This window comes from Candidatus Wallbacteria bacterium, from assembly GCA_028687545.1.
Classification (GTDB): domain Bacteria; phylum Muiribacteriota; class JAQTZZ01; order JAQTZZ01; family JAQTZZ01; genus JAQTZZ01.
Map to the genome: position 1 here is coordinate 97,025 of JAQTZZ010000006.1, position 24,679 is coordinate 121,703.

Consider the following 24,679-nt stretch of genomic DNA (forward strand, 5'->3'; position numbering starts at 1 on the left):
ACTCTCACTCGGAATCGCCGATATCTGGTTCGTCGTCCTTTTCCAGAGTACTGGTGGTGATGCTTTCGTCAGCTGAGATTTTCTCGACAGCCACCAGTTCGTCCTGAGGATTGAGCCTGATCAGGCGCACACCCTGTGTAGTCCGTCCGATCAGGGAGATGTCCCCTGCCTTGCAGCGCACGATCATACCCTGCATAGTGATCAGAATCAGTTCATCCCCATCAGTGACTTCGCAGAGGGAAACAACGCGTCCTGTCTTTGGAGTGATGCGGATGGTCTTGATGCCTGAGCCGCCTCGGCCTTGAGCTCTGTATTCACTGATCAGTGTGCGCTTGCCGCAGCCCTTCACGGTGGCAACAAGCAGGCTGGCGCTTTCATTTTTGACGATGTCGGCGTTGACCACTTCATCGTCACCTTTCAGTCTGATCGCCCTGACTCCGGCTGCCTGACGTCCCATGGACCTGACATCCTTTTCATTGAAACGGATGGATTGTCCGTTGCGGGTGACCACGATCACTTCGTTCTGTCCGCTGGTCAGATTGACGCTGACAAGTTCATCCGTATCCTGAAGAGAGATGGCAGCCACACCATGGCGGCGCAGATTGACGAAGGCGGAGAGCGGGGTTTTCTTGACCTTGCCCTTCTTAGTGATCATCAGTATGAAAAAGGGATCTGTGAAATTTTTTGCCGGGATGAGGGTGGCGATCCGCTCGTCTTTCTCCAGATTGAGATAATTAACGATAGCCTTGCCTCTTGCGATTCTGCTGGCTTCCTCGAGCTGGTATACTTTCATTGCCCTGAGTTTTCCACGGTTGGAAAAGTACAGCAGATAATCCTTGGTGTTGGCAACGAAAATGTCCCTGATTGAGTCCTCATCCTTCATTTTGCCGCCTGTCACACCTTTGCCCCCCCTGTTCTGGGTGCGGTAAATTTCCAGGGCCTGGCGCTTGATATAGTCGTCCCGGGTCACAGTGATCACCATTGGCTCGTCCTTGATCAGGTCTTCTTCTTCGAACGAGGCTTCGGACATTTCCATCCGCACAACTTCCGTCTTACGCTTGTCTCCATATTTGGAATCGATTTCTTCCAGATCCTGGACTATGATTTCGTCGACCAGTTTAGCATCTGCCAGAATCGCTTTGAATCGTTCGATCATCTTGAGCAGTTCCTGATATTCACTCACCAGTTTTTCACGCTCAAGTCCAGTCAGCCTCTGCAGGCGCATGTCAAGGATGGCCTGAGACTGGAGCTCCGAGAATCCGAATTTCTTCGAAAGCTTTTCACGGGCTATTTCAGCGGTCTCTGAAGCTTTGATCAGCGCGATGATGGCATCGATGTGGTCCAGAGCCTTGACCAGGCCTTCCACTATGTGCAGACGTTTTTCGGCCTTGCTGAGCTCGAATTTTGTCCTGCGTGTGATCACTTCCCGCCTGTGGCCGATGTAATTGACCAGAAGAGATTTCAGATTAAGGAGCTGTGGTACATTGTCCACCAGTGCGACCAGGTTGAAATTGAAGTTGGTCTGCAGAGGAGTGTTCTTGTACAACCTGTTTATGATCACATCCGTATTTTCTTCTTTTCTGACTTCAAGTACGATCCGCACTCCTTCCCGGTTGGATTCGTCGCGCAGATCAGTCACACCTTCGAGTTTCTTGAGCTTGATCAGTTCAACAATCTTTTCCACCAGGGTGGATTTGTTGCACTGATATGGAACATCCTTGATTACCACCAGATTGCGCTTTTTACTGTCTTCCAGTTCGATTCTGGAACGGATGGTGACGCTTCCACGCCCAGTGCGGTAGACATCTTCAATGCTGCGGTTGACAAGGATTGCAGCGCCTGTGGGAAAATCAGGACCCTTGATGTATTTTAAAAGATCGATCACTTCAGTCTTTTCGAATCCGTTTTTAAGCAGGTGCAGAGTAGCCTGGCAGACCTCATGCAGGTTGTGCGGAGGAATGTTGGTAGCCATGCCGACAGCGATTCCGGCAGCTCCGTTGATCAGGAGGTTGGGGATCCTGGCCGGCAGTACTACAGGTTCCTGTTCGGACTCATCAAAATTAGGACGGAAATTGACGGTTTCCTTTTCGATGTCGCAAAGCATTTCCATCGCCAGCTTGTCCATCCTGACTTCTGTGTAACGCATCGCAGCTGCGGAGTCCCCATCCAGCGATCCAAAGTTACCGTGCCCGTCCACCAGCGGGTAGCGGAGGGAAAATTCCTGAGCCATGCGCACCATTGCCTCGTAAACCGAGCTGTCGCCATGTGGATGATATTTACCGAGCACGTCGCCGACGACCCTGGCGGATTTGCGATAGGCTTTGCCTGGCTGCATCCCGTTTTCGTTCATGGCAAAAAGGATTCTTCTCTGGACCGGTTTAAGACCGTCCCTGACATCGGGCAGGGCACGGGAGACGATTACGCTCATCGCGTAGTCGATATAGGCGGACTTGATTTCCTCTTCAATCTGGACTGGAATAATGTGGGTGTTTTTCAGCTCGTCCATGTCAGCTCCTTAGAAATAATGTATCTAAATGTCTAGGTTCTTCACTTTCTTCGCATGTTCCTGGATGAAGGCCTTCCGCGGCTCAACCTCTTCACCCATCAGGGTGGAAAACATCTGATCTGCTTCAAAGCCGTGGTCCATGGAAACCTTTAGGATAGTTCTCTTTTCAGGATCCATGGTGGTGTCCCAGAGCTGTTCAGCGTTCATTTCGCCCAGACCTTTGTAGCGCTGAAGGGAGCAGTTGCTCTTGTCTTTCAGGTCCATCTTCTGCAAAAGTGAATCCCGCTCATCGTCGCTGTAAACATAAGTTTCGGTTTTACCGGATTTCACTTTGTAAAGAGGAGGCTGGGCGATGAAAACATGCCCGTTCCTGATCAAATCCGGCATGTATCGATAAAAAAAGGTCAAAAGCAGGGTTCTGATATGGGCACCGTCCACGTCGGCATCAGTCATGATCACAACCTTGCCGTAACGGAGTTTGTCCATTTTGAATTCGTCCTTGATGTTGGTGCCAATGGCTGAGATCAAAGTCTGCACTTCCTCGTTTTTCAAGACTCTGTCGATACGCTGCTTTTCCACATTGATAATTTTACCTCGCAGAGGCAGGATCGCCTGGAAAAATCGGTTCCGGCCCTGTTTGGCGGAACCGCCTGCCGAATCGCCTCCCACATAGAACAGTTCCGTAAGCTCAGTTCTCCGCTCCGAGCAGTCGGCCAGCTTACCAGGCAGTGAGAGACTGTCCAGCGCATTCTTGCGCCTGGTGATTTCCCTGGCTTTCCTGGCCGCCTCACGGGCCTGGGTGGCGAGCATGATTTTATCTACAATGGCTCTTGCGGAATTCGGATTTTCTTCCAGAAATGCTGCGAATTTTTCGAAGGTGATGTCTGCCACTATATCCTTGACTTCGCTGTTGCCAAGTTTCCCCTTGGTCTGGCCTTCAAACTGGGGTTCAGGAACTTTGACGCTGATGATCGCCACCAGTCCTTCACGTGTGTCGTCGCCCTGAATTTTCAGTTCCTTGTCCACTTTAAGATGTGCTGCGTTTTTGATGTATTCGGTAATGGCGCGGGTGATGGCAGTTTTGAAACCTGTGAGATGGGTGCCGCCTTCGTGGGTGTTGACTGTGTTGGCGAAGGAAAACAAATTTTCCATGTAGCTGTCGTTATACTGGAACGCCACATCTACCCCGATCCCGTTGATTTTCTTCTCGAAGCTGATGATTTCGGGATGAATCGCTTTTCTGGTTGTATTGAGGAATTCCACAAAGGAAACGATCCCTCCTTCATAGAAAAAATTGTAAACTTTCTGGGTGGAGTCCTCGACCAGGTTGATGTGGACCCCCTTGTTGAGGAAAGCCATTTCCCGCATGCGGTTGGCCAGTACATCAAAGCTGAAATTGGTGATCTCAAAGACTCCCGGGTCCGGCTTGAAACGGACTTTTGTACCCTTGGAATCGGTTTTGCCGATGATCTTGACGTCTTCGATTGGAATGCCCTGCTGGTATGCCTGATAATAAACATTGCCGTTTTTGTACACTTCGACTTCCAGAAGTTCGGAGAGCGCATTTACCACAGATACACCGACTCCATGCAGTCCAGCCGAGATCTCGTATTCTTTTTTTTCGAATTTACCGCCAGCATGCAGCACGGTCATCACGACTTCGAGCGCGCTCTTTCCAGTTTCAGGATGGATGTCGACGGGTATGCCACGGCCATTGTCTGTTACAGACACGCTTCCGTCGTCGTTGATCGAAACATCGATCTGTGTGCAGTACCCTGCCAGTGCTTCGTCGATGCTGTTGTCGACCACTTCATAAACCAGATGATGCAATCCTTCTGTATGAGTGTTGCCTATATACATGGCCGGACGTTTCCGGACCGCTTCCAGGCCTTTCAGGATTTTGATGCTGTTCGCATTATAATCGAATGCTGAGTTATTCATTGCTCCTCCGGTAGACGTCATTGTAGTTCTTTTTCCCCGAAACACGCCCAAGCAGTGTTTCACTGCGGAGTTCGGTATACCTGAAACCCCTGTCAGTCAGAACTGCTGTTTTTCCGCAGGATTTAGAATCCGGCAGACAGGAACTCTTGAAAATTCCGATCACAGAAGCTGTCATTGCATATTCTCCGAATCCGAGATGCAGATAATTATTTTTCATTCAAGTATCGCTCATACAGCCAGGCATTGCCCAGATATGACTTGAAATTCTTCCTCAATTCGTTGCTTTCAATATCCGAGAGCAGTGCGTTGATTTCATCCAGGATTTCTCCTGTTAAAGGATGCCCAGCCTGGTATTCCAGCCAGGAATCTCTTTGCTCGGCCTGAGAGTCATTCAGCCTGCAGATTTTGAAATGGATGTCTGTTACAGTTTCAGCACCCAGTTCCCTGTTGAAGGCTTCGATCAGGTTCTTTTTCATCTGCTTGAGATGGTAAAGATAAAGATTATTCTCGCCGGCCAGGGTAATTACCCCCTCACTGAAATTTACGATGCGGAAATCATTCTGAAAGGTGGCTCCGATCGTCTGCCAGACGGCCGTGATTCTGGCCGCCAGGAAGAAGCCTTCCAGGCGCCTGTTTTCTTTAAATGTTTTAGCAAGCATCTCCGATATATTTTGCATGGCCATAATATAGTAACAGAGAGTCAAGGAAAAACAAAGAATTATTTATGGTTTATTTTGAAACCGGACCGCTTAAATCTTAGTGGACCGTTACATTTGAATTTACCAACTGTCAGTTTCCGGAAACGCTTCTGCTACAGGCGTTTGTAGGAAAGCATTATTATGAAATTCAAATGATACGGACCACTAGTGGTTCACCACACTTAAATTTATGATTTCAGCCGGAGTGCCGGAGATTCGGATGCAAGGCGCGGTGAGGAAGAAAATGTGGTGCATTTTCGACGAACCGCAACGCAGCAGACGGATCGCCGCCACCCGGCAGTCAGCGAGTAATGAAACATGATATCGGCCAGCTTCTTTGTCGCGGCTGTCGCGGCAACCAGCCCAGGTTGCCTTGTCGCCGCTTTGCGAATCTGTCTCGATCTCATGTTTCTGAAACCACAAATTTAAGTGTGGCGGACCACTAGTCAGTCCGGATTTTCAAATTACCTGCTGATGCTGATATTTTTCCTTAACATAGCGGTAAAAAAATTTACCGTGCGATTCTGCATTCAAAAGATTCTCGTATTCCCGTTTCGGAACATCGTAGTACTGGACGATCGAGCCGTCGCTCATTTCGACTTCCAGGACTTTGTTCTCATTGTCATAGCCGACAGATTTAAGCTGCGAAGACTGTACTTTTTTCCGTTCCATGCATTTACCTCAACTTTCCATTGAGCCTCTTGTAAAATTTCAGTTTCACGATTCGCTTCAGCATAAATGATATTTTACCGATCTCCTTTTATCCCCACCAGAAATGGATTGTGTTGTTTTTCATGCAGGATCTTGGTTTGAGGGCCGTGACCAGGGTAGACCAGAGTCAGATCTGGCAGAGTGAAAAGCTTCTTCTGTATGCTGCGGATCAGAGCTTTGTAATCACCACCCGGCAGGTCTGTGCGACCGATCGATTCGGCAAACAGGGTATCCCCTGAAATCACGAAGCCGGAACCTGCAAAACTGAGTCCACCCGGTGTATGTCCCGGTGTGTGGATTACTCTGAGACCTGCAAATTCTTCTCCATCTTCGAGGAATCGGTCGATATCCAGCACGATCGGTTTAGACAGAAAAGAAGAAAAATTCAGCTCGGGATCTGTAAACCATTTCTGTTCATGCACTCCGGCCACAAGGGATGCCCCGGTCTTTTCAACCAGCTCCCCGGCGCCGGTTAGATGGTCATAATGTCCATGGGTGAAGAGGATGTGAAGGAGCTTCCAGTCATTCTCAGAGCAGAATTCCAGGATCGGATCCGCCAGGGCAGGATCAACGGCGATCAGTTCGTTGCCGTCACCGATCTGCAGCAGATAGCAGTTAGTGGAAATATCTCCCAGTGTGAAGGTTTTGACGAGCCTGGTCATCCTCAACCTTCAGTCATGACGCCGATAAAAGGAAGCTGGCGGTAATGCTGGGCATAGTCGAGTCCGTAGCCGACCACGAATTCCTGTCCGACTTCAAAAGCCCAGAAATCCGGGCGGATATCCACCTTGCGGGCAACCGGTTTGTTGAGAAATGTGCATACCTTGAGTTCCGCCGGCTCCCTGGTTCCAAGAAATTTAAGGATGTGATTAAGGGTCAATCCTGTATCCACGATGTCTTCGACGATCAAGACATGCTGATTTTTAATGCTCTTTTGAAGATCTTTCAGCACCCGGACTTCCCCGCTGGTCTCAGTTTCATCTCCATAACTTGAAACCACCATGAAGTCAACTGTCAGCGGCATGCTTAATTCCCGGATCAGGTCCGCGAGGAACATGAAAGCGCCTTTGAGTATGCAGACCATCAGGATCTCCTGGTCTCCATAGTAAGCATTGATTTCTGAGGCCAGCGCTTTAATGCGTTGTGAGATTTCTTCCTTAGAAATCCTGACTTTGATGGAATCAGGTTGGAACATGGTACCTCCGTGGGACAATGACAGATTGTCTCCCCAAGATATAGCGTTAGCAAGCATTTTACAAGGGGCATTACTAAAAACTTTTGGATTGAATCTGTTGCAGTGCAATTTTCAGGTTAAAGTTAAGTTTTGCAAATGCCCCTTTGTTTTGTCACCTGGCTTCAGGTAAAATTAGTTAGTGAGAAAATTTTCCGGAGAAATAATTCTGGCCTCCTCGTCGTCGAGGAGACGCGAACTGCTGCGCGAACTCGGGCTGAAATTCAGAATCATGGTGCCTGAGATCGACGAAGGGAGCGAGGAATTTTATCCAGGACTTACGCAGAAGCTGGCTTCAAAAAAAGCCCTGGCCGTTGCTTCCCGGGTTGCTCCGGGCAATCTGGTGATCGCGGCTGACACGCTGGTGGTGCAGGGCCGAGTCATTTTCGGAAAACCGAAGGATCGTGATGATGCCCGCAGGATGCTCCTGGAATTGAGCGGGAAGAAACACGAAGTATTTACCGGTCTCTGCCTCCTGGTTTCAGGCACTGCCGAATGTCTTTCTGCCGAAGAACGCACTGTGGTGAGCTTCAGAACCCTTTCGGCCGCTGAAATCGAAGCATACCTTGATACTGGGGAACCATTTGACAAGGCTGGAGCTTACGGCATCCAGGGAATCGGCCGTCTTCTCGTCGAGAGGGTCGAAGGTTGTTTTTTCAATGTGGTTGGATTGCCGATAGGAAGATTGAATGATTTTTTTCAGGAACTTGGTTTAAATCTTCTGGAAATGCAGTCTGAGGGTATTTATTAGAATGGACATGCTTCAAATGACCCATCTGATTGATTACCTGGCTGTGGCAGTGGCAATTACAATAATCCTGATTTTCCTGCTGCTTGCGACCAGAATGTACCGTAAGCGGACTTGCGCTAAATTCTACACCAATGTCCGCGGCCGTGTAGTGATCAAGGGCAAGGTCGATTACAGCGGAGTCCAGATCACATTCGGCAAGCTCAGGAACAAAGACAGCGTAAAGGTAACCCCGCTGCTTTCAAAATCAGGAGAAATCATGAGAATCACCACTGATAAAAAGGGAAACTTCAGTTTTGAAGGAAGTCCTTCGGGGGTACACTGGATTGTGGCAGAGGCAAAAGGGTGCAAAACCGTGCTCAAAGCGGTTCGACTTGAAACCAGCGAGGAAAATCTGATCCCTGACATTGTCCTGAAATGAAACTACTGCAGTTTACGGAGGTATTAATAAGTTGGAAAGGAGTCTGAAATGAATCATAAAGCAGTGACGATGATCGAATTTGTTCTGGCTGTGGCGGTGGTTGGAGCTTCGCTGGTCCCAATCACCGGAAGCATGCTTTCATATTTCAAGAGGGTCAAGACCATTGAAGGCTCCCTTGGTTTCACGAATCGGGCTCAGGCGGTCCTGAATGCCCTGCTCGATGATGTCAGTTTTGAGGTAGTTTATACACTTATGAAAGAAAAAGGCGGCGGGCATTGCGAGAATGTGATCGACCTTCAGGACAGAGCCTTCGCGTTGATCACGGATCTGACAGATAAAAAATTGGTGAATCGTGACGGTAAGCAGATCTGTCCGCAAGATAATTCAGGACAGGAAAACACCCCTGAAGGGTTGTGGCGGGTGAGCGGCAATGGCACCTATTTCCGTTCGAACAAGGTCGATTACTACTTCACGTTGAAAATTACCAATATACCCCTGCAGTTTCACTGGAAACAGTATAAAACCAATGAAAACCACAATGAGGTCATCGGCTGGGAGATCAAACCGGCTGGAGTCGAACCCAATGTTCAGACTCTTGATGTGAACGACATCAAGAGGGACATGTTTGTACAGCTGATTCTTTATGTGAAGTGGAAGGAATATGACCGTGACATGGAATATTCGTTCGTCACGTTCAAGGCCAATCTGGACAATTCCAACGACAAGTAGGAGGAGATATGAATCGGAAGGGTATCGCGCTTGCTGTGGCAATGATTTTCATCTTCGTGGCCTTCGGCCTGATCCTTTTCATCTCCCAGCTCAACCGTTCCAATACGATTGACCAGGTGGTAGTCAGGGAAAATTACAGGGCCATCTATTTGGCCAAGGGAGCTATCCAGATGGCCATGCTGAAGACCAGGCAATTTCCCGAGGAACTGAGAGATGCCTGCTGTTTTTTTGACGCAAAGGGAACCATTGAAAACATGTCTGAAGCTTCGGGAGGGCTGGCGTCGGCTCCGGATCGCCTGACCGTTCTCGGACTCAGAAATCCGGATGTCCCAGGCGACTGGATTCATGAAGGTGAATTTATCCGCGAACTGCAGATGAAGATGTTTAAAGGGGCAACTGCCGGCTGGAGCATGACCGAAGGTCTTACCTGCGACGGCCCGTTTACAGGCCAGTTTTTTGTGACTGAGTTGAGATTCATCACCAGGCGCTCAGGCAACCGTAATGATGCTGTGAAGATCAAGGTCTGGGCCAGAGAAGACAGCGGCAAGACGGTGGGTGAAGTCATGAGAAGCCGCGATCCGGTTCAGTTGCGTGAAGGCTTGAAAATTGAGGAAGTTCACGAAATTATACTTAAATATGGAGGATGATGAGATGAACAGGCGGGGCATGTCTCTTGTGGAAATGATGATGGCCGTATTGCTTTGCGGCTTTTTCTTTGCTGCTTTATATCGTCTGCAGGCGTCCATGAACCGCACTACCGAGTTTGTCCGCTGGAAGACGCAATCCCAGGATACAATCCGCAGATTTTATAAGGATTACCTGATTCCTGATATTAATAAAGCCACCTATCCGAGCACGATTGATGCGGATATGACTACGGTTCCAGATCCGACAAATGCGATGAAATTACAATATCTAAAGGGTGGGGCGATTGACCCCAATGATCCCAATACCTCGATCATCAAGTTCGATTCCCTCTCAGACGGACAGATCCTGATGAAATGGCAGATCAGCCACCCGGGAGTTACGGTTGATCTGGCTCAAGATCAGGGACAGAATGATTCAGATCCCTCCTTTGCTGCAGTTTGCGAAATAGTGGCCTATAAGAGATCTCCTTATGACACCAAAAGGCGGAATGTGATAGTGTATCGCCGTACCACTACTGATTCAACCATCATCAAGCCGGTCAACGACAAAGTGATGGTGGAAAATGTGGAATACATCAAAATGTCCCACAGTCCCCGCTACAAACCCGCAGAAATCATCGCCATGAATGTTCTGCCCAACTCCATCACGCCAAACAACCCGATGGGAGTTCCGATGGATCCCAGCGACCCTGATTACTTTCACACCTGGAACAATTCCGGCTCGATCAACATTGAAATCGGCCTGATCCAGGATGTAAGGGTCACTGTTCTTTTGACTGGCGGACCGCATAGATTCACAACCCAGGAAAAAGTATCAATCAAAACTAATGTGGAAATTATTCCTACTGCTGGTTTTAATTAGCGCTTGTCTCACTCCCTCCCATGCCGACTGGAGACGGATGATAGGTGCCAAAGTGCCGGTTTTCGAACATACCGACGCTTTCGGCAATAAATTCAATTTCAGCTCATGTCTCGGACGGATCATCATTGTTTCACTGGGCGACAAGAGATCCAGAATCGAGGATTCATTCTGGAGCAGCTGGGAGAATCTGTATCAATTGCCTGGCGGAACCTTATTCGTGAATGTTTACTTTCCGGGTGGGCTTTCCCCGGCAGTACCAAGGGGAGAAGTGGTTCACAGAATCCGCAGGAGCATCAATGAACGCACCGCGGAAGTGATCGCAACAGCGCCTGCTGAGCGGAAAAAATTTCTGCAGGATCTGGAAATTCACTGGGTTATCGACTGGGACCGGGATATCTGTGGAAGCTACTATGCTCCCAGGCATGAGATTATTTTATTTCTGGTCGATAGGAAGGGAAAAATCAGAGACTATTACCTGAAGTCCGAATGCAGGCTGGATGATTTTCTGGGAAATGTCAAAAAGGTGGAAAGTGAGAAATAGCACGATCGTCCTGTTGCTGATCATCGCCGTGGGGGCCATGGCTGAAGATGATGTTTATTCCGCACTGCAGTGCCGGAAGGCGATTCTCGTCAATCCTGATGTTTACGCGAGGATGAATGATAATGAGAAAGAAATCCTGTATGCAAACGGTTTTGAGGCACTCTGCCGGATGAAGGTCCGGCCTGCGGATGATGATTACTCAGTTCTGGCGGGATATTATCACACTCATGAGAAAGACCTCGGATTCCAGATGGGCGGCGACAAGGCGGAATGCCTGAAAAAAATGTTCGACTTCGGACAGAGAAAAAAACCTGCACCTGTGGTAAAACCCAAACAAAATTCTACTGTTTCAGGTCTTTCCGGCCTGGTGAGAATCCCGGGCGCAACTCTCAAGGAAGCTGATACCGGCAGCCTGACCACCGGTTGCAGGATCCTGCAGCACAGATGGGACAATGGGCGGGGTTATCAAACATTTTTTCCGGTGGGGATCAGTTTCGACCGCAGTGAAATCTCCTTCTCTGAGAACAAGACCAGCTACAGATCCGGCAGCCTGACCCGTTGTTCGAGCGGGGAAGGCCTGGCTTTGAAATACATTCCAGCGCCTGGAATGTTCATGACTTACGAAGGCTATTTTCCCAACAGCGACCAGTTCCTCAGAGAGCGGAATCTGACTTCGGGGTATCAACATGATTTTGAATGGGGAAGGGCGATTGTTGCCTGGAACAGAGTCGATGACCCGCTGGACTGGGAGACTGACTTTCAGTCAGGGATTCAATACAGCATCGACGAATATCTTTCTCTGATCAGCGAATGGCATCGGAATGCCAATGATTTCCTGCTCGGGCTGTCCTTCCGGAAAACCGCTGGAGGGACTCTGGCAATAGAACGCAGCTTTGAGACCCGAGTGCAGAGTCTGATGTTTTCCTGGGAAATCCCGTTCAGGTAAAATTCCAACTTACAAACTTAAAAACTTCTTGCCGTTAACAAGGGATTATTGGAATATTGTTTCAATTTATTGATAGATGGTGGGCGATACTGGAATTGAACCAGCGACCTCTGGCATGTGAGGCCAGCGCTCTAACCAACTGAGCCAATCGCCCACTTGTTTTCATGATATTTTCTATCCAATCCATTGTCAATATTTTTTTCGATGCAGCTGACATGCTCTGTTTTTGAGTTGTTCTGATTTATAATGCTGTTTAGATTGTAAAACCCTGATTATGGGTTATATGTTATAGAGCATGGAGCCTTTGATAAGGTTTACAGTTTTACGGGGTAGTTCAGTAATTAATTGAGAGGATGACTTATATGAAAAATTTCTTCCTGGGCCTGCAGATCAAGCTCAACAAACTTACTGAAGAGAAATTTACACTCCCTATAGACGATTTTCTACGCCATGCTTTTATCTGCGGCTCTACCGGCGCCGGAAAGACGGTGATCGGCAAGATACTGGTGGAAGAGGCGGCAAAAAACGGTGTCTCTTCGATCCTGCTCGATCTCAAGGGCGACATTTCCTCAATGGCGATTCCATTCATCAATCTGATGCCTGATGAGGTGATTCCCTGGTTCCCGGTCGGGAAATCCGAGGAAGAGAAGCAGGAGGAATCGCGGGAATTCATCAACAATTATAAACAGAAACTGAAATTTTTCGGGATGGCGCAGGATTCGCTAAAGGAGTTCCGCCGCCAGAGTACTTTTTACATTTACACACCCCGGTCCCGCAAAGGTGACAAATTCAGCATCTCAGAACTTTATTCCGGACCCGAAGACATCGAGAATTATTTCAGACAGGAGCCTGAGATAGTTGCGGGCATGATCCAGAATATGGCCCTGTCGGTCCTGAGCAGGATTTATCCGGACGCAGACCCCAGGCACATGATGATCGAAAATTCCTTTCTGGAAGAGATCATCAAGCATCTCTGGCTCGAAAAATCAAAATTGGAAGGGACAGCAGGCATCGAACGACTGATCGACGCGATTAAAACTCCTCCCTTTGAGAGAATCGGAAAACTCAAACTTGATGAGTATTTTCCAGAGGAAAAAAGGATGGATCTGGTGCGGAAACTCAATTCGCTGCTGCTGGGATCGCAGCGATGCTGGTTCGAGGGAAAGGCAATCTCGCAGATTGTGAAAGATGTTTATGAAAGCAAGGAAACCAAGGTAGTAATCTTCAACCTGACTGAGCTGGATTCTTTCGCTGATAAAAGTCTGGTAGTTTCGCAGCTGGCTTACAGTATTTACAATACATACCGGCGCACCCATTCCGATGAACTCCGGCTGCTGATTTACTTGGACGAGATTGGTGGAAGTGACAACAATGCCTTTTTTCCGCCTGAACCTTTCTACAACATTGCGAAACCTGCCTTGAATCTGCTCCTGCGTCAGGGAAGAGCTTTCGGAGTCGGAATGGTGCTGTCTACCCAGAATCCCGGGGACATCGATTACAAGGGCCTGACCAATTGCCACTCCTGGTTCATCGGGCGGCTTCAGACGAGCGAAGACCGGCAAAAGGCCATGGAAGGCATTTCCCGTGCTGAAATGAAAATCGAAAAAGCCGAGGATTTTATCAGGGATGCCAAAGAAGGGTCGTTCCTCGTGCGCACTCGTTCAGGCAAAGTCCATCAGTTCATGGAACGCTGGCTTTACAGCATCCACAAGATAATGAGCGATGAGGAACTGGAGAATCTGAAGAAGGAGATGCAGCGGAAGCAGGAATATCTCCAGGCTTATCAGCTGTTCAAGGACGGCAGCATCGACGAAGCCATCAGCGTCTTCAGGGAATTGATCAGCAAGAATCCGACAGATCCAGGGAATTATTTCGATCTGGCGGAAGCGCTGAAAAAGAACGGGCGCGGAGCGGAAGCTCTTTCAACGCTCAGGATGGCTGAAACAGCGGGAATTTCCAATGAAACACTTTCGGTCAAGATTGGAGAGCTTCTCAATGCTGAAAAAAAATACGATGAAGCCCGTGATTATTTTCTGAAAACCCTGGATCTGAACCCGGGCAACGATATCGCCCATTATTACCTGGGGTGTATTTTCCATCACTACCGCGATTACGATAAGGCACTGCATCATATCGCGATGGCCTGCAAGAATAATTATCAGCAGGACAGTTACTGGTATCAGAAAGCGTGGCTTACATATGAGCGGGGTTCATACAACGAAGCCCTGAACTCCATTGAAGCCGCCCTGAATATAGTTCCTAACTCTGAAGAATATTATCTGTTCAAGGCACTTGTGTTTTATCGTCTGGGGAAAAAGGAAGAGACTGAGAAAATTTTACCTCAGAATATTTGCGAGAAGCCTTTGTATCATTATATCCGCGCCCTGCTTGAACTGGAACGCGGGAAGAAGACCGAAGCTGAAGCAGATCTTGCAGCAGCGCTCAAACAGGACCCCGGGTTTGTTCCAGCCCTGTTTGAGGCTGCCAGGATCAGTTTCGAGAACAAGGCTTATATCGAGTCCATCCAGATGCTCAACAAGGCGCTGGAACAGGAACCATATGAACCGGAATACTGGTATTATACCGCTAGAATCCTGAAGGAAGTGCGGCAGCCGGCCAAAGGACTGACCTGCCTGGAGAAAGCCCTCAAAGTCAAGGAAGACTATCGATTTTACTTCCTGCAGGGTGAGCTTCTGGAAATGCTCAACAAGAAACCTGATGCTTTTGCCAGTTTCGGAAAATCAATGGAATTTAATAAGAAGTACCTGCCTGCAACATTGCATCAGATTGAAATTTCCCTGTCTGATGACCCTCAGAAAGCCCTTGAACTATGCAAGAATGCTCTCAAGGGAGAATATGCGGAGAATCCTGATTTGTATCTGCTTAAAGCCAAAGCCCTGCTGGCGCTTAACTATACCAGGGAAGCCCATCAGAGCATCGACGAAAATCTGAAGATCAATTCCAAAGATGCAGAAGTCTGGATGTTCAAGGCCAGTATTTTTAAGAAGGAAGCCAACTGGCAGAAAATGATTGATCTTTATCAGGAAAACATCAAGACATTCGGCGATCAACCGCGCTTTTATCTTGGAATCCTCGAAGCCATGATCAGCGCCGGGAAGACCGATGATGCGGTTTCCTTCTGCGACAAGGCCCTGGAAGTATTCCCGGAAGACCTGGAGCTGTGGGAGGCCCTTTGCGGGATTTATCTGAAGCTGAAAGACGAGGATAAGGCGAATTACTGCAGAAGAATGATCTCTCAGTTGAAAGGATGAGCCAATTGAGGTGCTGCCAGATGATTAAATTCACAAATGTTGTTTTGATGATCATGGTTTTTTCAATCCATGCGAACGCAGAAGACAGGCAGAAGGCCTTGATCCTGCCGAAAATCCCGCTGAGTTACGCCTTTGCAGCTGCACATGGCGCAATCAAGGCAGAGGTAGATCCGGAAAAGATCACACTGGAAATGCAGGGCAAAAAACCGGTCTGGAAATTTAATTACGGGATCAATGGAACTCTCAGGCAGGTCCTGGTGGACGGAGTCTCCGGCCGTGTGATAAAAAAAATCCGGCTTCAGGAAAAATCCGCACCTTTACGCAGGATCAGAAAACTGCCCTCCACAGTGGACGACACCGACAAAGTGCTGGCTGCAGCAAAAGCGCTGCGGGGTGATGATGGTCCGGCTCTGGGACTTTCGCTGGTGTCAGAGCAGAAAATCCTGTTCTGGTTGGTGGATTTCGAATCCGGAGAAGTGAAGCTGGACGGTGAAACCCTGAAGCTTTCTGAAGCCGGGACCAGCGAAGTCGAAGAGGGCCTGTAATCTGTCCGTAAGATAAAGGTTCAGAATTTCACGTTCAGCGTCAGGTTTCCGCTGTTTTCACTGCGGCGGGTGCCGTCGTTTGTACGTTCCAGTTCGTGCAGGCAGTCCAGGGAAATTTCCGGGCCGGTTGTGAGTTTATAAGCTACTCTGAATCCGTTTTCAGTGATTCGCCCGTCTGGATTGGCTCCCAGATCGTCCATGGCTAAGAAATCTCTAAGTCGGCAGCCTGAAAAGACAGACCCTGTAAATTCATTGATCAGAAGACCCAAGTTTAATTTCCATTCACTGTTATAGCATGTTTCAAAGTCGAAATCCTTGTGTATTTCATTGTCGAAATTAAGATTGAGTGACAGGTTCAGCCGGCTGGAAAAATCATGCGCTACCATCCACTGCGTGCTTTCCAGGATGTAACTGCTGTCATAAGCCTGGGAGACTAATTTGCGACAGCCGGTCATCTGTTCGCTGACAGCCAGTGAGTAAGTTTCCCTGAGATATTCGAAATCGAATCCTGACAGGATTTCATGATACCCTGAACCGCAGCCTGGATGGGCTTCACGTTGCAAAAGACCGGTCTTCCATTCGAAATTCAGGTAGCGGAGCAGCTCGTTCCTGTAATTGTATTCCAGGCCCAGGTCGCTGAAATCCAGGCTGCTCGACACTTTGTTCCGCTCGACTCTGCTTGAGAGAAGCAGATTGTTGCTGATCCGTTCTCCGTGGCAATGCGTAACAACAAACTCACAGCTTTGCAGGGAATAGTCCTGGCTGAGCAGATTGAATTTCAGATAGTCGTTGAGATCCAGAGCATAATCCAGAGAGATTGTGCCGTCCTTGATCTCCCGGGACAGATTGAAGCCGAAACTCCGGTTAAGATAGTCCGGAAGAACCGGGAATTTGTGGCTGGAAAACCGGATGCTGCTTCCGATTCTGAACGGCCGGGAGGAAAATCCTGTTTCCAGGTCGATGCCGGCTTCGTCATAGTCCTGGCTGAGAAAACCCTGCAGTCCATAAGTCAGGTCGATGTTCCGGCTGAGGCCTTCCCAGCCGGTCAGGGACAGATCCTTGGCCAGGTCATCAATCTTGAACTCGGAACTGCCATTGGCGTGGTCGAATCTGCTGGACAGCCCGATCTCCAAGTCCAGACAGAATCCTGACCCGCTCCAAAGCAAAAATAACAGCAAAAACACAAATTGAGCCAGAAATTTCACCGGCAATTTACCTCTATCTTATTTTTCGGCTGATTTACGGAGAATTGTTAGGATGGAGTTCGCTTCAACTATATTTCCGGACCTGATCATCTTCCTGGCGCTTTCGAACTGCTGATCTATCACTTCCTCATCCGCATCAGAAAGTTCCTTTTGGGACAGGAGCCTCTTGACATCTGCAAACTCTGCGATCACCGCGGTTTTGTCTGGGGCAGGTTTTTTCCCTTCTCCGGCAGAGAGATCGGCTGCTTTCTTTCGAAGCTGCACAAGAAACTCACGGACTTTCCTGATTTTCTGCTGATCGAGCTTTCCACCTTTGCCGGATCTGGTTTCCTGGATCTGCTGCATGAATTTCTGAACCACAGGGTTGCCTTCCAGATTGACGGTTTTTTTCAGGAACGTAAGCTCCTGTTCCATATTGCTGAGATCCCCGCTTTTACCCATTTCCTCGCTCTGTTCCTCCAACCCCTGCAGTTTGACCAGAGCACTTTTCATCAGGTTTCTGACTTCGCCCAGATTTTTCTTGATGATCATCGGATCGTCGGACTGCAGCAGCTTGAGAGCCTGGCCATAATCTGCCGCAGCATTCTGCGGAGCCGAGCGGGCGAGAAACTTAAGCTGCAGCCTGAGTTTCATTACCAGCAGTTTATCAGGGGGTAATTTGGAGCGCAGTCCTTTTCCGGGAATGACGGCGTTTTTCAGCTTGTCTGCCAGCGGGTTGCTCTTTCCAGAGTTGCCGCGATTCATAGCCTGCGCTTTGATAGCATTCTGGAGATTTTTCCTGTTTCCCACAGAAGATTTACCATTGTTCTGTGCTGAAGGTTTTTTAGCGTTGCGTTCAGCGGCCCGATACAGGTCAAACAGCCGGTTTTTATCCTGAGTATAGGTCTTCGCATTCTCTTTGATCGCGGACTCGTTTCCGGATTTAAGAGCATCCAGTAACGCCTGGGCGTTTTTCCTGAATTTTTCGCGTAATCCTTGAAATTGCTGATTTACCTGCAGATCCGGATAGAGATCTGCATCCACACGATCCTTATCCAGATCTTTACTGACCAGGTTTTCCAGTGCCTGGATTTTCTGCGGAGTCAGTTCGACAGCTTGAATCATGGTGGAAACCGACAGGACAAGGAGAATTGCTGCAGGCAGGAATTTAAACATGAATCTCATTGATTCTCCAAGGCCTGCTCCAGGCTGTCGATTTCTACGAGAAGATTCCGGGTAGCCTTCAAAAGATTACCGGATCTGATTTTTTCAAAATCCTTGAATTTCCGATTCTGGATTTTCATTCTGACTTTCCACGGCATGAGGGGTGCCCGGTTTTTCTGGATCATTGTTCCCTGCGACGGTTGAAGCCTGAGTGGAGTCGCTGAGAATTTCGGGTCCTTGCTTTTCACTTCGACTTCCCCGTCCAGCACGTTGATTTCAGTGGCATCCTCATCCATGGCGTCAACAGTGAATTCGGTACCGCGGACTCCGCAGACGGAATTAGGCGTATTTATCGTGAGTGAATCTTCGGTTTTTTTAGCTTTTGCCCAGAGTATTCCTGTGATTATTTCGATCACTGAACATTTTTCCTCTGTATTTCGATCAGGGGGAATCAGGAATTCAGTCAGTTCCTTGATTCTGCAGACCGAAGAATTGGCCAGTTTTACGGTGGCGCGGCTGTCCTCACCTGTTTTCAGCGAATCGCCCGGTGCCAGAGTCTGTCCCACTTCAGCCGTGTCCCAGGCAGTTCCATCCTTTTCCTTGACTGAAACGAGTCCCTCAATGAAAAAAATCCTGCTGACTGATTCGATCTCCAGTTCGTCGGTATCGAGTTCAGTTGCCAAAGCCTGATGGCAAAGCCAGAACAGTAGAAGCAGAGTGATTGTCATGCGGAAGCCTTTTCTCTGATTTTTCCTGTCATTGGAACAAAAACCACATCCTCAATTTTTTCAATCAATAATTTATCCCTGTTTCTGGTTATTTTCAAGAGTTCCTGATGCCAGATTCCTGCATCCACCGGAGCGACCATAATTCCACCCGGCCGTAAGAGTCCGGTCAATTCAGCCGGAATCACAGGCAGGGCGCAGGTCACTATGATTCTGTCGTATTGGGTTGAATCAGCAAGCAGAAAAGCGTCCCCGGACAGACAGACCACATTCGAAAGTCCCAGTTTGGTAAAAAGGGCTTGAGCCTGCTGCTGGAGGGGAGGAATGATTTCCACTGTCACCAGATTTCGGCAGAGCTTAGCCAGAATCGCAGCCTGATAACCAGAACCTGTGCCGATTTCCAGTACCTCTTCAGAACCTGTCAATTCAAGGCGGTCAGTCATCAGAATTACAACAGATGGCTGTGAGATCGTCTGCCCGTGGCCGATCGGCAGAGCCCGATCTTCGTAAGCGAAGTGTTTCTGTTCCGGAGGCACGAACATGGCCCGGTCGGTCAATTCGAGCGCTTTAATCACGGAGTGGGAAAATCCGCCGCCGGAAAGCTTCCGGCATAGTCTCTGGTTGGAATCCATGCTCTCAAGTATAACATGAAGCGGGACTTTAAACAGACGAGGTAAATGTGTTACAATGGTCGCATGAACCGAGAAATATATTCAGACCAATCTGAATCCTGGATCTGGGAGCAAGCCTGGAAGTGGCGTGAATCACTGGAATGGGCATCCGAATATGTCGCCGACACTCTGGGAGGGATTCCCAAGGTCAGGAATTTAACGATTCATCCTTTTGAAGGCGGCAGCCTGCCTTTTTTTCCTGAGGGCGAGCGCAAGCTCTATGCCATGCACTTGAAAAGCCGGAATCTCTGGTTTGTGCTTTCCGACGAAGGGAAGAATCTTCCCAGGGAGGAAGGTCTTGAATTAGTAGAAATTATGGGTAAAGCCTGGCTGGCAAGCTTTTCGGAAAACATGGGCACTGAAATCCGGGGAGCATATCATAAATTTCAATTCAAAAACAGTTATCAGGGGGTAGCGGATCAGCTTCTTTCGGAAACCCTCAGGGAACGGCGGAAATTCTTTTTTTCCCATTTTTCTCTGCAGGGATTGACTTTCATGGCGCTGATTCCGGAATTATGGGGTTTGACAGCTGAAATTGAAAATCCTGACCAAAAAAATGGTCGTGAATCGCAGTTCGAAATTCCTTCCATGTTGAATGGAATTGTGGCTCCAGGCGAGTTCCGCATTTCAGGCTCGGCCGAGCTGTCCTCAACCTGGTTTTCCAGCAGCCTGGCTGTCGTATTCCAGGCACCGGTTTCACGCCTGTTCGGACTGGGTCTTTTTGCAGTGGATGAGGTCCAGTGGTACGACAGGAATCTTTTTTATGGGTTGAATCCAGGAATTTGGTTCGCTCTCGACCAGATGAGGAGATCGTGCCGGGAAGGTGAAACTATCAGGGTCTCGGTCTTCGGCGGGGCAAATATTTTGATCCATCCGGATGAAAAATACAGTTCCGGCTTTAACAATTGGCAGTATTTTGATAAAATAAAAAATTGCTTCAAAATTGAACTGAGTTTTGAAGAAATCGGAGGGAACGCCAGCAGCAGAGTGTTGGTTTCGCCTTCAGAAAACCGGATCGAGCTGACCGACAGTCTGGGAAACAGAAAAAACTATGCTTTCCCGGTTTAGCTGGAAATTAGCGAGTTTCATTGGTGTTATACTGTCGGCGGTCGTGTTGGTTTTCGCTGGTTTAAAGAACGGGTATGTTGTAGGAATCGAAAAAGCCTTGATCGGATTGGCCGGAGGTTTTGTTTTTGGCGGCGGGCTGGGAGAAATCCTCTGCCTTTTATTTCCGGAACTGAAGATGGAACAAGGCGAGGATAAGGAAAGAACAGATTTCATCTTTCCTGAACTCGATCCGGATGAAAAAAGTGTGAACAAAGAAAATGAGTGTAAAATCAGTCGATAAGGGGTTTTCAACGGTAAGAACAGCAGCTGAACCTTCATTATCATCGCTTGTTTCCGGTAAACGAGGGGGAATCGTGTCTGAAGAAGAACTGAAACTTTGGAATGACTATAAGGAAAACCAAAACCCAAAGGCCAGGGAGCGGTTGATAGTCAAATATACCCCTTTCGTCAAGCTGATCGCAGGCAGAATGGCGATGAACCTTCCCAAGAACATTGAAGAAGGGGATCTGATGAGTTACGGCATGCTCGGCTTGATCGATGCAGTTGAAAAGTTTTCCCTGGATAAGAACGTCAAGTTCGAAACGTACGCCCAGCTGAGGATCAATGGTGCCATCCTGGATGAATTGCGCAATCTGGACTGGGCTCCCAGATCCCTTCGCCAGAAGATGCGCGTACTGGAAAAAATCACAGATGACCTTTCACAGAAACTCGGGCGTACTCCGAATGATGAAGAGATTGCCCGGGAAATGAACATCCCTCTTGAAGAATTATATAAATTGTATAATGAAACAAAGAAATCCCTTTTGCTTTCACTGAATGAAATATACGAGGACGAGGAATCCAGCTCGTCCAGACTCGATTTCATCAGCGACAACGGGCGCAACTCTCCACAGGAACTCCTGGAAAGCCAGGAACTCAAGGATATGCTTGCCAATGCTCTGGAAGAACTTTCAGAGCGTGAGAAGCTTGTTGTCACGCTGTATTATTACGAAGAATTGACCTTGAAAGAAATCGCCCAGATCCTCGGAGTTACGGATTCCAGGGTTTCACAACTTCATACAAAGGCTATTCTAAGGTTGCGCGGCAAGCTGGGGAAAATGCGGAAATCTGATTAGCAACAAGGAGATGGGGATGACAAATCAATTGATTATGGAAGCCCCTTCAATCGAAGAATGCCTGAAAAAAGCTTGTGTTGAGCTTAAATGTCAGAAAGAAGATCTTGATTTCGAAGTTCTGGCTGAAGGCAAGAAAGGTCTCTTCGGCCTGGTCAGCCAGAATTTCAAGCTGCGTGTCCTGCTTAAAAAAACTCTATTGAGTGACGAAGAAAAAATCGACAAAGTACTGGATGATGTACAGAAACTGGCTGTGGAAATCAACGGTTATTGCGACATCAGACGCGAAAATGACGGTATTTTTCTGATAATCACCCCTCCCCGGGGAAAGGGCTCCAGGATCACCCTGGATCAGGCTGCGAAATTTGTGGAAGAGTATGGAATCGTGAATGTGGATTTTGACGCGATTTCTGAAGCTGTTAACCGTTCAGACGAGAAACCTGTCAGAATCGCGGAATTCGACCCGGCTGTATACAAAGACGGAGAAGCGCAGCTGATTCTAAGCAAAGACCTGATGACTATGGAGTTGATCCTTGTATCCCCGAAGGGCGGCAATCCGGTGTCATTCGAACAGGTCATGGATTTGATCCGGGAGAACGGCGTCAAAGTCAAGCTCAAGGAGAATGAAATTAAAGAGGCCATTTCAGGCAATATATACAACAAGGCGATTGTGATTGCTGAAGGCACACCCCCGAAGAACGGGTCTGATGCCAGGATCGAGTATAAATTCAAGCCCAAAAAGGATAAGCTTGCACCCTCTCTGCGTGATGACGGCGGAGTCGATTTCAAGAAACTCAACCTGATCGATAATATCGTCAAAGGCGAGAAAATCGGAGAGAAGATCGCAGCAACTCCCGGTGAACCCGGCCAGAACCTGCTCGGTGAACTGGTAAACGCGATACCAGGCAGGGATATCATGCTGATTCCAGGTAAAAATGTTGTGCTTGGCGCTGACGGATTGACGCTGATCGCTATGATCGACGGGCAGGTCTGCTTTAAAAAAAACGTGCTCAACGTGATGCCGGTATTAACTGTGGCCGGGGATGTGGACTATGCCAGCGGAGATCTTGATTTTGCAGGGAATGTGGTTGTCAAGGAAAACATCCTCGACGGTTTTACGGTGAGTTCCAAGGGTGACATTGATGTCGGCAAGACTATCGGTGCAAGCTATGTCGAAGCTACCGGAGATATCGTCGTCATGGGGGGAATACTCGGCAAAGACAAGGGCGAAATCAAGTGCGGAGGCAGCCTGTTCGCAAAGTTCATAGAGAACTGCAGTATCGAGGCCAAGGAAGAGGTGATTGTGGAGCGTGCGATTATGCACAGCAGGGTAAAAGCCAAGCGTGTAATAGTCACCAGTTCAAAAGGGCTGATCGTAGGAGGCGAAATCCAGGCTGAGGACGAAGTGGAGGCAACTGCGATCGGTTCGACCATGGCCACCAAAACCTCGATCATACTCGGTACCAGCAGGGAGCTGCTGCAGCGCATGGCGGATCTGGATAAAGCCTGCAAGGAGACTGTGGCCAATCTTACCAAAGTCAATCAGGCTGTCGGCATGATTCAAAAACTCAAGGAACGTTCCGGCGAACTGAACGAGGAGAATCAGAACAAGCTTAACAAGACACTGGCCATCAAAAAACAGCTCGATGTCACCATGAAGGAACAGGACGAGAGCAAAACCAAGCTGGATGAACAGCTCGAGTCCGCCAGAGGCGGGAAGATCAAAGTCCAGAAAGTCATATATCCCGGGGTAACCGTCACTATCGGTAAAAGTGTACTCCAGGTCAAGGAGGAGATCAAATCCGCCTGCCTGGTATATGAGGAAGGCTACGTGAAAATCAAACCTTATGCCTAAAGTTTTTCTGATTTTTCTGATTAGCTTTTTTCAGTTTCCGCTTCATGCGGAGAGCAACGGGTTTCAAGTTGCCAGGGGGTTAAATTATTACTGCCTGAAAAATCAGAAATTCGACGGACCCCTTGTAATACATATCCTGATGATGGATTTATCTAATCCTCAACGAAAAATCAAGATCGTTCTGGCAGGAGACAAATCCAACGAAAGGAATACTCTCACCGCGATCTGCAGGAGCGCCAAGCCACTGGCAGCCGTCAACGGCACTTATTTCGGCAAGGAAACAGGGACCCTCGGGATTCTGATGAGCAACAGGGAACTTCTAAGCGTCCCTCTCAAGAGCCGGACCGCCTTCGGAATCACGGCCGACCGCAGGGAAATCTGGGGCAATCCTGTCTTCAAGGGGATGGTGGAATTCCGTGAGAGCGGCCGCTCATACTCACTGGATGGGATCAATCAATGCACCAGCCGCAGCCAACTGGTCCTTTACACGCACGATTTCGGCACTTTTACCCCTGTACAGCCGGGATGCAGGGAGTTTGTGATCCTGCGGGACACAGTGTTCGGCCTGGGTGAGGGCGGCAGCCTGATCCCGCCGGGAGGATATGTGCTTGGGGCATATGGCGACTATGCAGAGTCCCTCAAGTCAGTGAGCCTGCTGGAACACGTCAAAGTGATGAGCGGGCTTGACTATAGATGGTCTTTCGCCGAATATGCCATCGGCGGCGGGCCAAGGCTTCTGCGGGACGGCAAGCTATGTCCCTTCGAGGACCGGGAGCAGTTCCAGAACGACATTCTGGTCGGACGCGCCCCCAGGACTGCGCTGGGCACCATCGACAACAAGATCGTGATGGTGGTGATAGACGGGAGGCAGCCTGACTACAGCATCGGAGTCACTCTGGAAGAACTGGCCGAAATCATGCTGAATCTCGGCTGCAAGAATGCCCTGAATCTGGACGGGGGAGGTTCAGCCACGATAGTCGTCAACAATCAGCTTATGAATCGTCCCTCTGACGGCCGCGAGCGTCCGATCAACAACGCTTTGTTACTTTATTAGAATTTCTCTACCATAGTTGAAGTCAATGTAAAAACAGTGATACTATTA

General features: G+C 48.6%; 25 protein-coding genes and 1 tRNA gene. 14 read left to right on the forward strand and 12 right to left on the reverse strand.

The genetic code is table 11. From position 1 onward, the window contains the following. Nucleotides 1–4 precede the first annotated feature (4 nt). From gyrA to hpt, 7 genes are all read right to left on the reverse strand, one after another. Nucleotides 5–2,506, reverse strand: a complete 2,502-nt coding sequence (gene gyrA, locus PHW04_04530) for a DNA gyrase subunit A (GenBank protein MDD2715142.1) — start codon at nt 2,504–2,506, stop codon at nt 5–7. Between the two features lie 24 nt (nt 2,507–2,530). Further along, nucleotides 2,531–4,447, reverse strand: a complete 1,917-nt coding sequence (gene gyrB, locus PHW04_04535) for a DNA topoisomerase (ATP-hydrolyzing) subunit B (GenBank protein ID MDD2715143.1) — start codon at nt 4,445–4,447, stop codon at nt 2,531–2,533. After that, nucleotides 4,440–4,664, reverse strand: coding sequence for a hypothetical protein (locus PHW04_04540; GenBank protein MDD2715144.1), 225 nt, complete (start codon nt 4,662–4,664; stop codon nt 4,440–4,442). The genes gyrB and PHW04_04540 overlap by 8 nt, the downstream gene beginning before the upstream one ends. After that, entirely contained in the window at nt 4,654–5,124 is a 471-nt protein-coding gene (locus PHW04_04545) for a DUF721 domain-containing protein (protein ID MDD2715145.1), read from the reverse strand. The genes PHW04_04540 and PHW04_04545 overlap by 11 nt, the downstream gene beginning before the upstream one ends. A 480-nt stretch (nt 5,125–5,604) precedes the next feature. Further along, on the reverse strand, nt 5,605–5,817 hold the full coding sequence (locus PHW04_04550) for a KTSC domain-containing protein (protein MDD2715146.1): 213 nt from the start codon (nt 5,815–5,817) through the stop codon (nt 5,605–5,607). Between the two features lie 74 nt (nt 5,818–5,891). Continuing rightward, nucleotides 5,892–6,518, reverse strand: coding sequence for an MBL fold metallo-hydrolase (locus tag PHW04_04555; GenBank protein ID MDD2715147.1), 627 nt, complete (start codon nt 6,516–6,518; stop codon nt 5,892–5,894). Nucleotides 6,519–6,520: 2 nt separating this feature from the next. Beyond that, the gene (hpt, locus tag PHW04_04560; GenBank protein ID MDD2715148.1) at nt 6,521–7,051 is read right to left on the reverse strand and encodes a hypoxanthine phosphoribosyltransferase; all 531 of its coding nucleotides are present in this window, start codon (nt 7,049–7,051) and stop codon (nt 6,521–6,523) included. Between the two features lie 178 nt (nt 7,052–7,229). Between hpt and PHW04_04565 the strand changes: the two genes are divergently transcribed. Genes PHW04_04565 through PHW04_04595 form a run of 7 tightly spaced genes read left to right on the forward strand, consistent with a single transcriptional unit; the run spans nt 7,230 to nt 11,981 of the window. Next, complete coding sequence (locus PHW04_04565) at nt 7,230–7,838, forward strand: Maf family protein (GenBank protein ID MDD2715149.1); 609 nt, start codon at nt 7,230–7,232, stop codon at nt 7,836–7,838. 16 nt (nt 7,839–7,854) lie between these two features. Then, nucleotides 7,855–8,256, forward strand: coding sequence for a carboxypeptidase-like regulatory domain-containing protein (locus PHW04_04570; GenBank protein MDD2715150.1), 402 nt, complete (start codon nt 7,855–7,857; stop codon nt 8,254–8,256). Nucleotides 8,257–8,304: 48 nt separating this feature from the next. Beyond that, nucleotides 8,305–8,985 (forward strand): hypothetical protein, encoded by a 681-nt coding sequence (locus tag PHW04_04575; protein ID MDD2715151.1) that lies wholly within the window; start codon nt 8,305–8,307, stop codon nt 8,983–8,985. Nucleotides 8,986–8,993: 8 nt separating this feature from the next. Continuing rightward, nucleotides 8,994–9,632, forward strand: coding sequence for a hypothetical protein (locus PHW04_04580; protein ID MDD2715152.1), 639 nt, complete (start codon nt 8,994–8,996; stop codon nt 9,630–9,632). Nucleotides 9,633–9,636: 4 nt separating this feature from the next. Then, nucleotides 9,637–10,494 (forward strand): hypothetical protein, encoded by an 858-nt coding sequence (locus tag PHW04_04585; protein MDD2715153.1) that lies wholly within the window; start codon nt 9,637–9,639, stop codon nt 10,492–10,494. A 37-nt stretch (nt 10,495–10,531) separates the two neighbouring features. Then, nucleotides 10,532–11,035: a hypothetical protein gene (locus PHW04_04590; GenBank protein ID MDD2715154.1), complete on the forward strand. Its 504-nt coding sequence runs from the start codon at nt 10,532–10,534 to the stop codon at nt 11,033–11,035. Continuing rightward, entirely contained in the window at nt 11,007–11,981 is a 975-nt protein-coding gene (locus tag PHW04_04595; GenBank protein MDD2715155.1) for a hypothetical protein, read from the forward strand. The genes PHW04_04590 and PHW04_04595 overlap by 29 nt, the downstream gene beginning before the upstream one ends. Nucleotides 11,982–12,058: 77 nt before the next feature. On the opposite strand, the gene PHW04_04600 is transcribed toward PHW04_04595, so the two are convergent. Beyond that, nucleotides 12,059–12,135: transfer RNA gene (locus PHW04_04600), tRNA-Val, on the reverse strand. A 208-nt stretch (nt 12,136–12,343) separates the two neighbouring features. On the opposite strand from PHW04_04600, the gene PHW04_04605 reads away from it, so the two are divergent. Beyond that, nucleotides 12,344–15,253, forward strand: coding sequence for a DUF853 family protein (locus PHW04_04605; protein ID MDD2715156.1), 2,910 nt, complete (start codon nt 12,344–12,346; stop codon nt 15,251–15,253). A gap of 20 nt (nt 15,254–15,273) precedes the next feature. Beyond that, nucleotides 15,274–15,798 (forward strand): PepSY domain-containing protein, encoded by a 525-nt coding sequence (locus tag PHW04_04610; GenBank protein ID MDD2715157.1) that lies wholly within the window; start codon nt 15,274–15,276, stop codon nt 15,796–15,798. Between the two features lie 20 nt (nt 15,799–15,818). Here PHW04_04610 and PHW04_04615 read toward each other — a convergent pair whose 3' ends face one another. The 4 genes from PHW04_04615 to PHW04_04630 are packed head-to-tail and all read right to left on the reverse strand — an operon-like array spanning nt 15,819 to nt 19,503. Further along, nucleotides 15,819–17,009, reverse strand: coding sequence for a hypothetical protein (locus PHW04_04615; protein MDD2715158.1), 1,191 nt, complete (start codon nt 17,007–17,009; stop codon nt 15,819–15,821). Between the two features lie 12 nt (nt 17,010–17,021). After that, complete coding sequence (locus tag PHW04_04620) at nt 17,022–18,167, reverse strand: hypothetical protein (GenBank protein ID MDD2715159.1); 1,146 nt, start codon at nt 18,165–18,167, stop codon at nt 17,022–17,024. After that, nucleotides 18,164–18,874: a FecR family protein gene (locus PHW04_04625; protein ID MDD2715160.1), complete on the reverse strand. Its 711-nt coding sequence runs from the start codon at nt 18,872–18,874 to the stop codon at nt 18,164–18,166. Before PHW04_04625 ends, PHW04_04620 begins: the two co-directional genes overlap by 4 nt. Next, complete coding sequence (locus PHW04_04630; protein MDD2715161.1) at nt 18,871–19,503, reverse strand: protein-L-isoaspartate(D-aspartate) O-methyltransferase; 633 nt, start codon at nt 19,501–19,503, stop codon at nt 18,871–18,873. Before PHW04_04630 ends, PHW04_04625 begins: the two co-directional genes overlap by 4 nt. A 63-nt stretch (nt 19,504–19,566) precedes the next feature. Between PHW04_04630 and PHW04_04635 the strand changes: the two genes are divergently transcribed. The 5 genes from PHW04_04635 (at nt 19,567) to PHW04_04655 (ending at nt 24,631) form a co-directional block, all read left to right on the forward strand. Next, the gene (locus tag PHW04_04635) at nt 19,567–20,610 is read left to right on the forward strand and encodes a hypothetical protein (protein MDD2715162.1); all 1,044 of its coding nucleotides are present in this window, start codon (nt 19,567–19,569) and stop codon (nt 20,608–20,610) included. 43 nt (nt 20,611–20,653) lie between these two features. Continuing rightward, nucleotides 20,654–20,890 (forward strand): hypothetical protein, encoded by a 237-nt coding sequence (locus PHW04_04640; GenBank protein MDD2715163.1) that lies wholly within the window; start codon nt 20,654–20,656, stop codon nt 20,888–20,890. A gap of 73 nt (nt 20,891–20,963) precedes the next feature. Beyond that, a complete protein-coding gene (locus PHW04_04645) occupies nt 20,964–21,725 on the forward strand; it encodes a FliA/WhiG family RNA polymerase sigma factor (GenBank protein ID MDD2715164.1) in 762 nt (253 codons plus the stop codon). 16 nt (nt 21,726–21,741) lie between these two features. Then, nucleotides 21,742–23,577, forward strand: coding sequence for a FapA family protein (locus PHW04_04650; protein ID MDD2715165.1), 1,836 nt, complete (start codon nt 21,742–21,744; stop codon nt 23,575–23,577). Then, nucleotides 23,570–24,631 (forward strand): phosphodiester glycosidase family protein, encoded by a 1,062-nt coding sequence (locus tag PHW04_04655; GenBank protein MDD2715166.1) that lies wholly within the window; start codon nt 23,570–23,572, stop codon nt 24,629–24,631. The genes PHW04_04650 and PHW04_04655 overlap by 8 nt, the downstream gene beginning before the upstream one ends. Nucleotides 24,632–24,679: the final 48 nt, after the last annotated feature.

Excerpts from the sequence above, each read along its gene's own strand:
- PHW04_04575 (MDD2715151.1), top strand. The coding sequence starts at position 8,305 with ATGAATCATAAAGCAGTGACGATGATCGAATTTGTTCTGGCTGTGGCG.
- PHW04_04540 (MDD2715144.1), bottom strand. The coding sequence starts at position 4,664 with ATGAAAAATAATTATCTGCATCTCGGATTCGGAGAATATGCAATGACA.
- gyrA (MDD2715142.1), bottom strand. The coding sequence starts at position 2,506 with ATGGACGAGCTGAAAAACACCCACATTATTCCAGTCCAGATTGAAGAG.
- PHW04_04630 (MDD2715161.1), bottom strand. The coding sequence starts at position 19,503 with ATGGATTCCAACCAGAGACTATGCCGGAAGCTTTCCGGCGGCGGATTT.
- hpt (MDD2715148.1), bottom strand. The coding sequence starts at position 7,051 with ATGTTCCAACCTGATTCCATCAAAGTCAGGATTTCTAAGGAAGAAATC.
- PHW04_04555 (MDD2715147.1), bottom strand. The coding sequence starts at position 6,518 with ATGACCAGGCTCGTCAAAACCTTCACACTGGGAGATATTTCCACTAAC.
- PHW04_04585 (MDD2715153.1), top strand. The coding sequence starts at position 9,637 with ATGAACAGGCGGGGCATGTCTCTTGTGGAAATGATGATGGCCGTATTG.
- PHW04_04620 (MDD2715159.1), bottom strand. The coding sequence starts at position 18,167 with ATGAGATTCATGTTTAAATTCCTGCCTGCAGCAATTCTCCTTGTCCTG.
- PHW04_04635 (MDD2715162.1), top strand. The coding sequence starts at position 19,567 with ATGAACCGAGAAATATATTCAGACCAATCTGAATCCTGGATCTGGGAG.
- PHW04_04650 (MDD2715165.1), top strand. The coding sequence starts at position 21,742 with ATGACAAATCAATTGATTATGGAAGCCCCTTCAATCGAAGAATGCCTG.
- PHW04_04625 (MDD2715160.1), bottom strand. The coding sequence starts at position 18,874 with ATGACAATCACTCTGCTTCTACTGTTCTGGCTTTGCCATCAGGCTTTG.
- PHW04_04610 (MDD2715157.1), top strand. The coding sequence starts at position 15,274 with ATGATTAAATTCACAAATGTTGTTTTGATGATCATGGTTTTTTCAATC.
- gyrB (MDD2715143.1), bottom strand. The coding sequence starts at position 4,447 with ATGAATAACTCAGCATTCGATTATAATGCGAACAGCATCAAAATCCTG.
- PHW04_04595 (MDD2715155.1), top strand. The coding sequence starts at position 11,007 with ATGTCAAAAAGGTGGAAAGTGAGAAATAGCACGATCGTCCTGTTGCTG.
- PHW04_04545 (MDD2715145.1), bottom strand. The coding sequence starts at position 5,124 with ATGCAAAATATATCGGAGATGCTTGCTAAAACATTTAAAGAAAACAGG.
- PHW04_04550 (MDD2715146.1), bottom strand. The coding sequence starts at position 5,817 with ATGGAACGGAAAAAAGTACAGTCTTCGCAGCTTAAATCTGTCGGCTAT.
- PHW04_04570 (MDD2715150.1), top strand. The coding sequence starts at position 7,855 with ATGACCCATCTGATTGATTACCTGGCTGTGGCAGTGGCAATTACAATA.
- PHW04_04655 (MDD2715166.1), top strand. The coding sequence starts at position 23,570 with ATGCCTAAAGTTTTTCTGATTTTTCTGATTAGCTTTTTTCAGTTTCCG.
- PHW04_04605 (MDD2715156.1), top strand. The coding sequence starts at position 12,344 with ATGAAAAATTTCTTCCTGGGCCTGCAGATCAAGCTCAACAAACTTACT.
- PHW04_04590 (MDD2715154.1), top strand. The coding sequence starts at position 10,532 with ATGATAGGTGCCAAAGTGCCGGTTTTCGAACATACCGACGCTTTCGGC.
- PHW04_04580 (MDD2715152.1), top strand. The coding sequence starts at position 8,994 with ATGAATCGGAAGGGTATCGCGCTTGCTGTGGCAATGATTTTCATCTTC.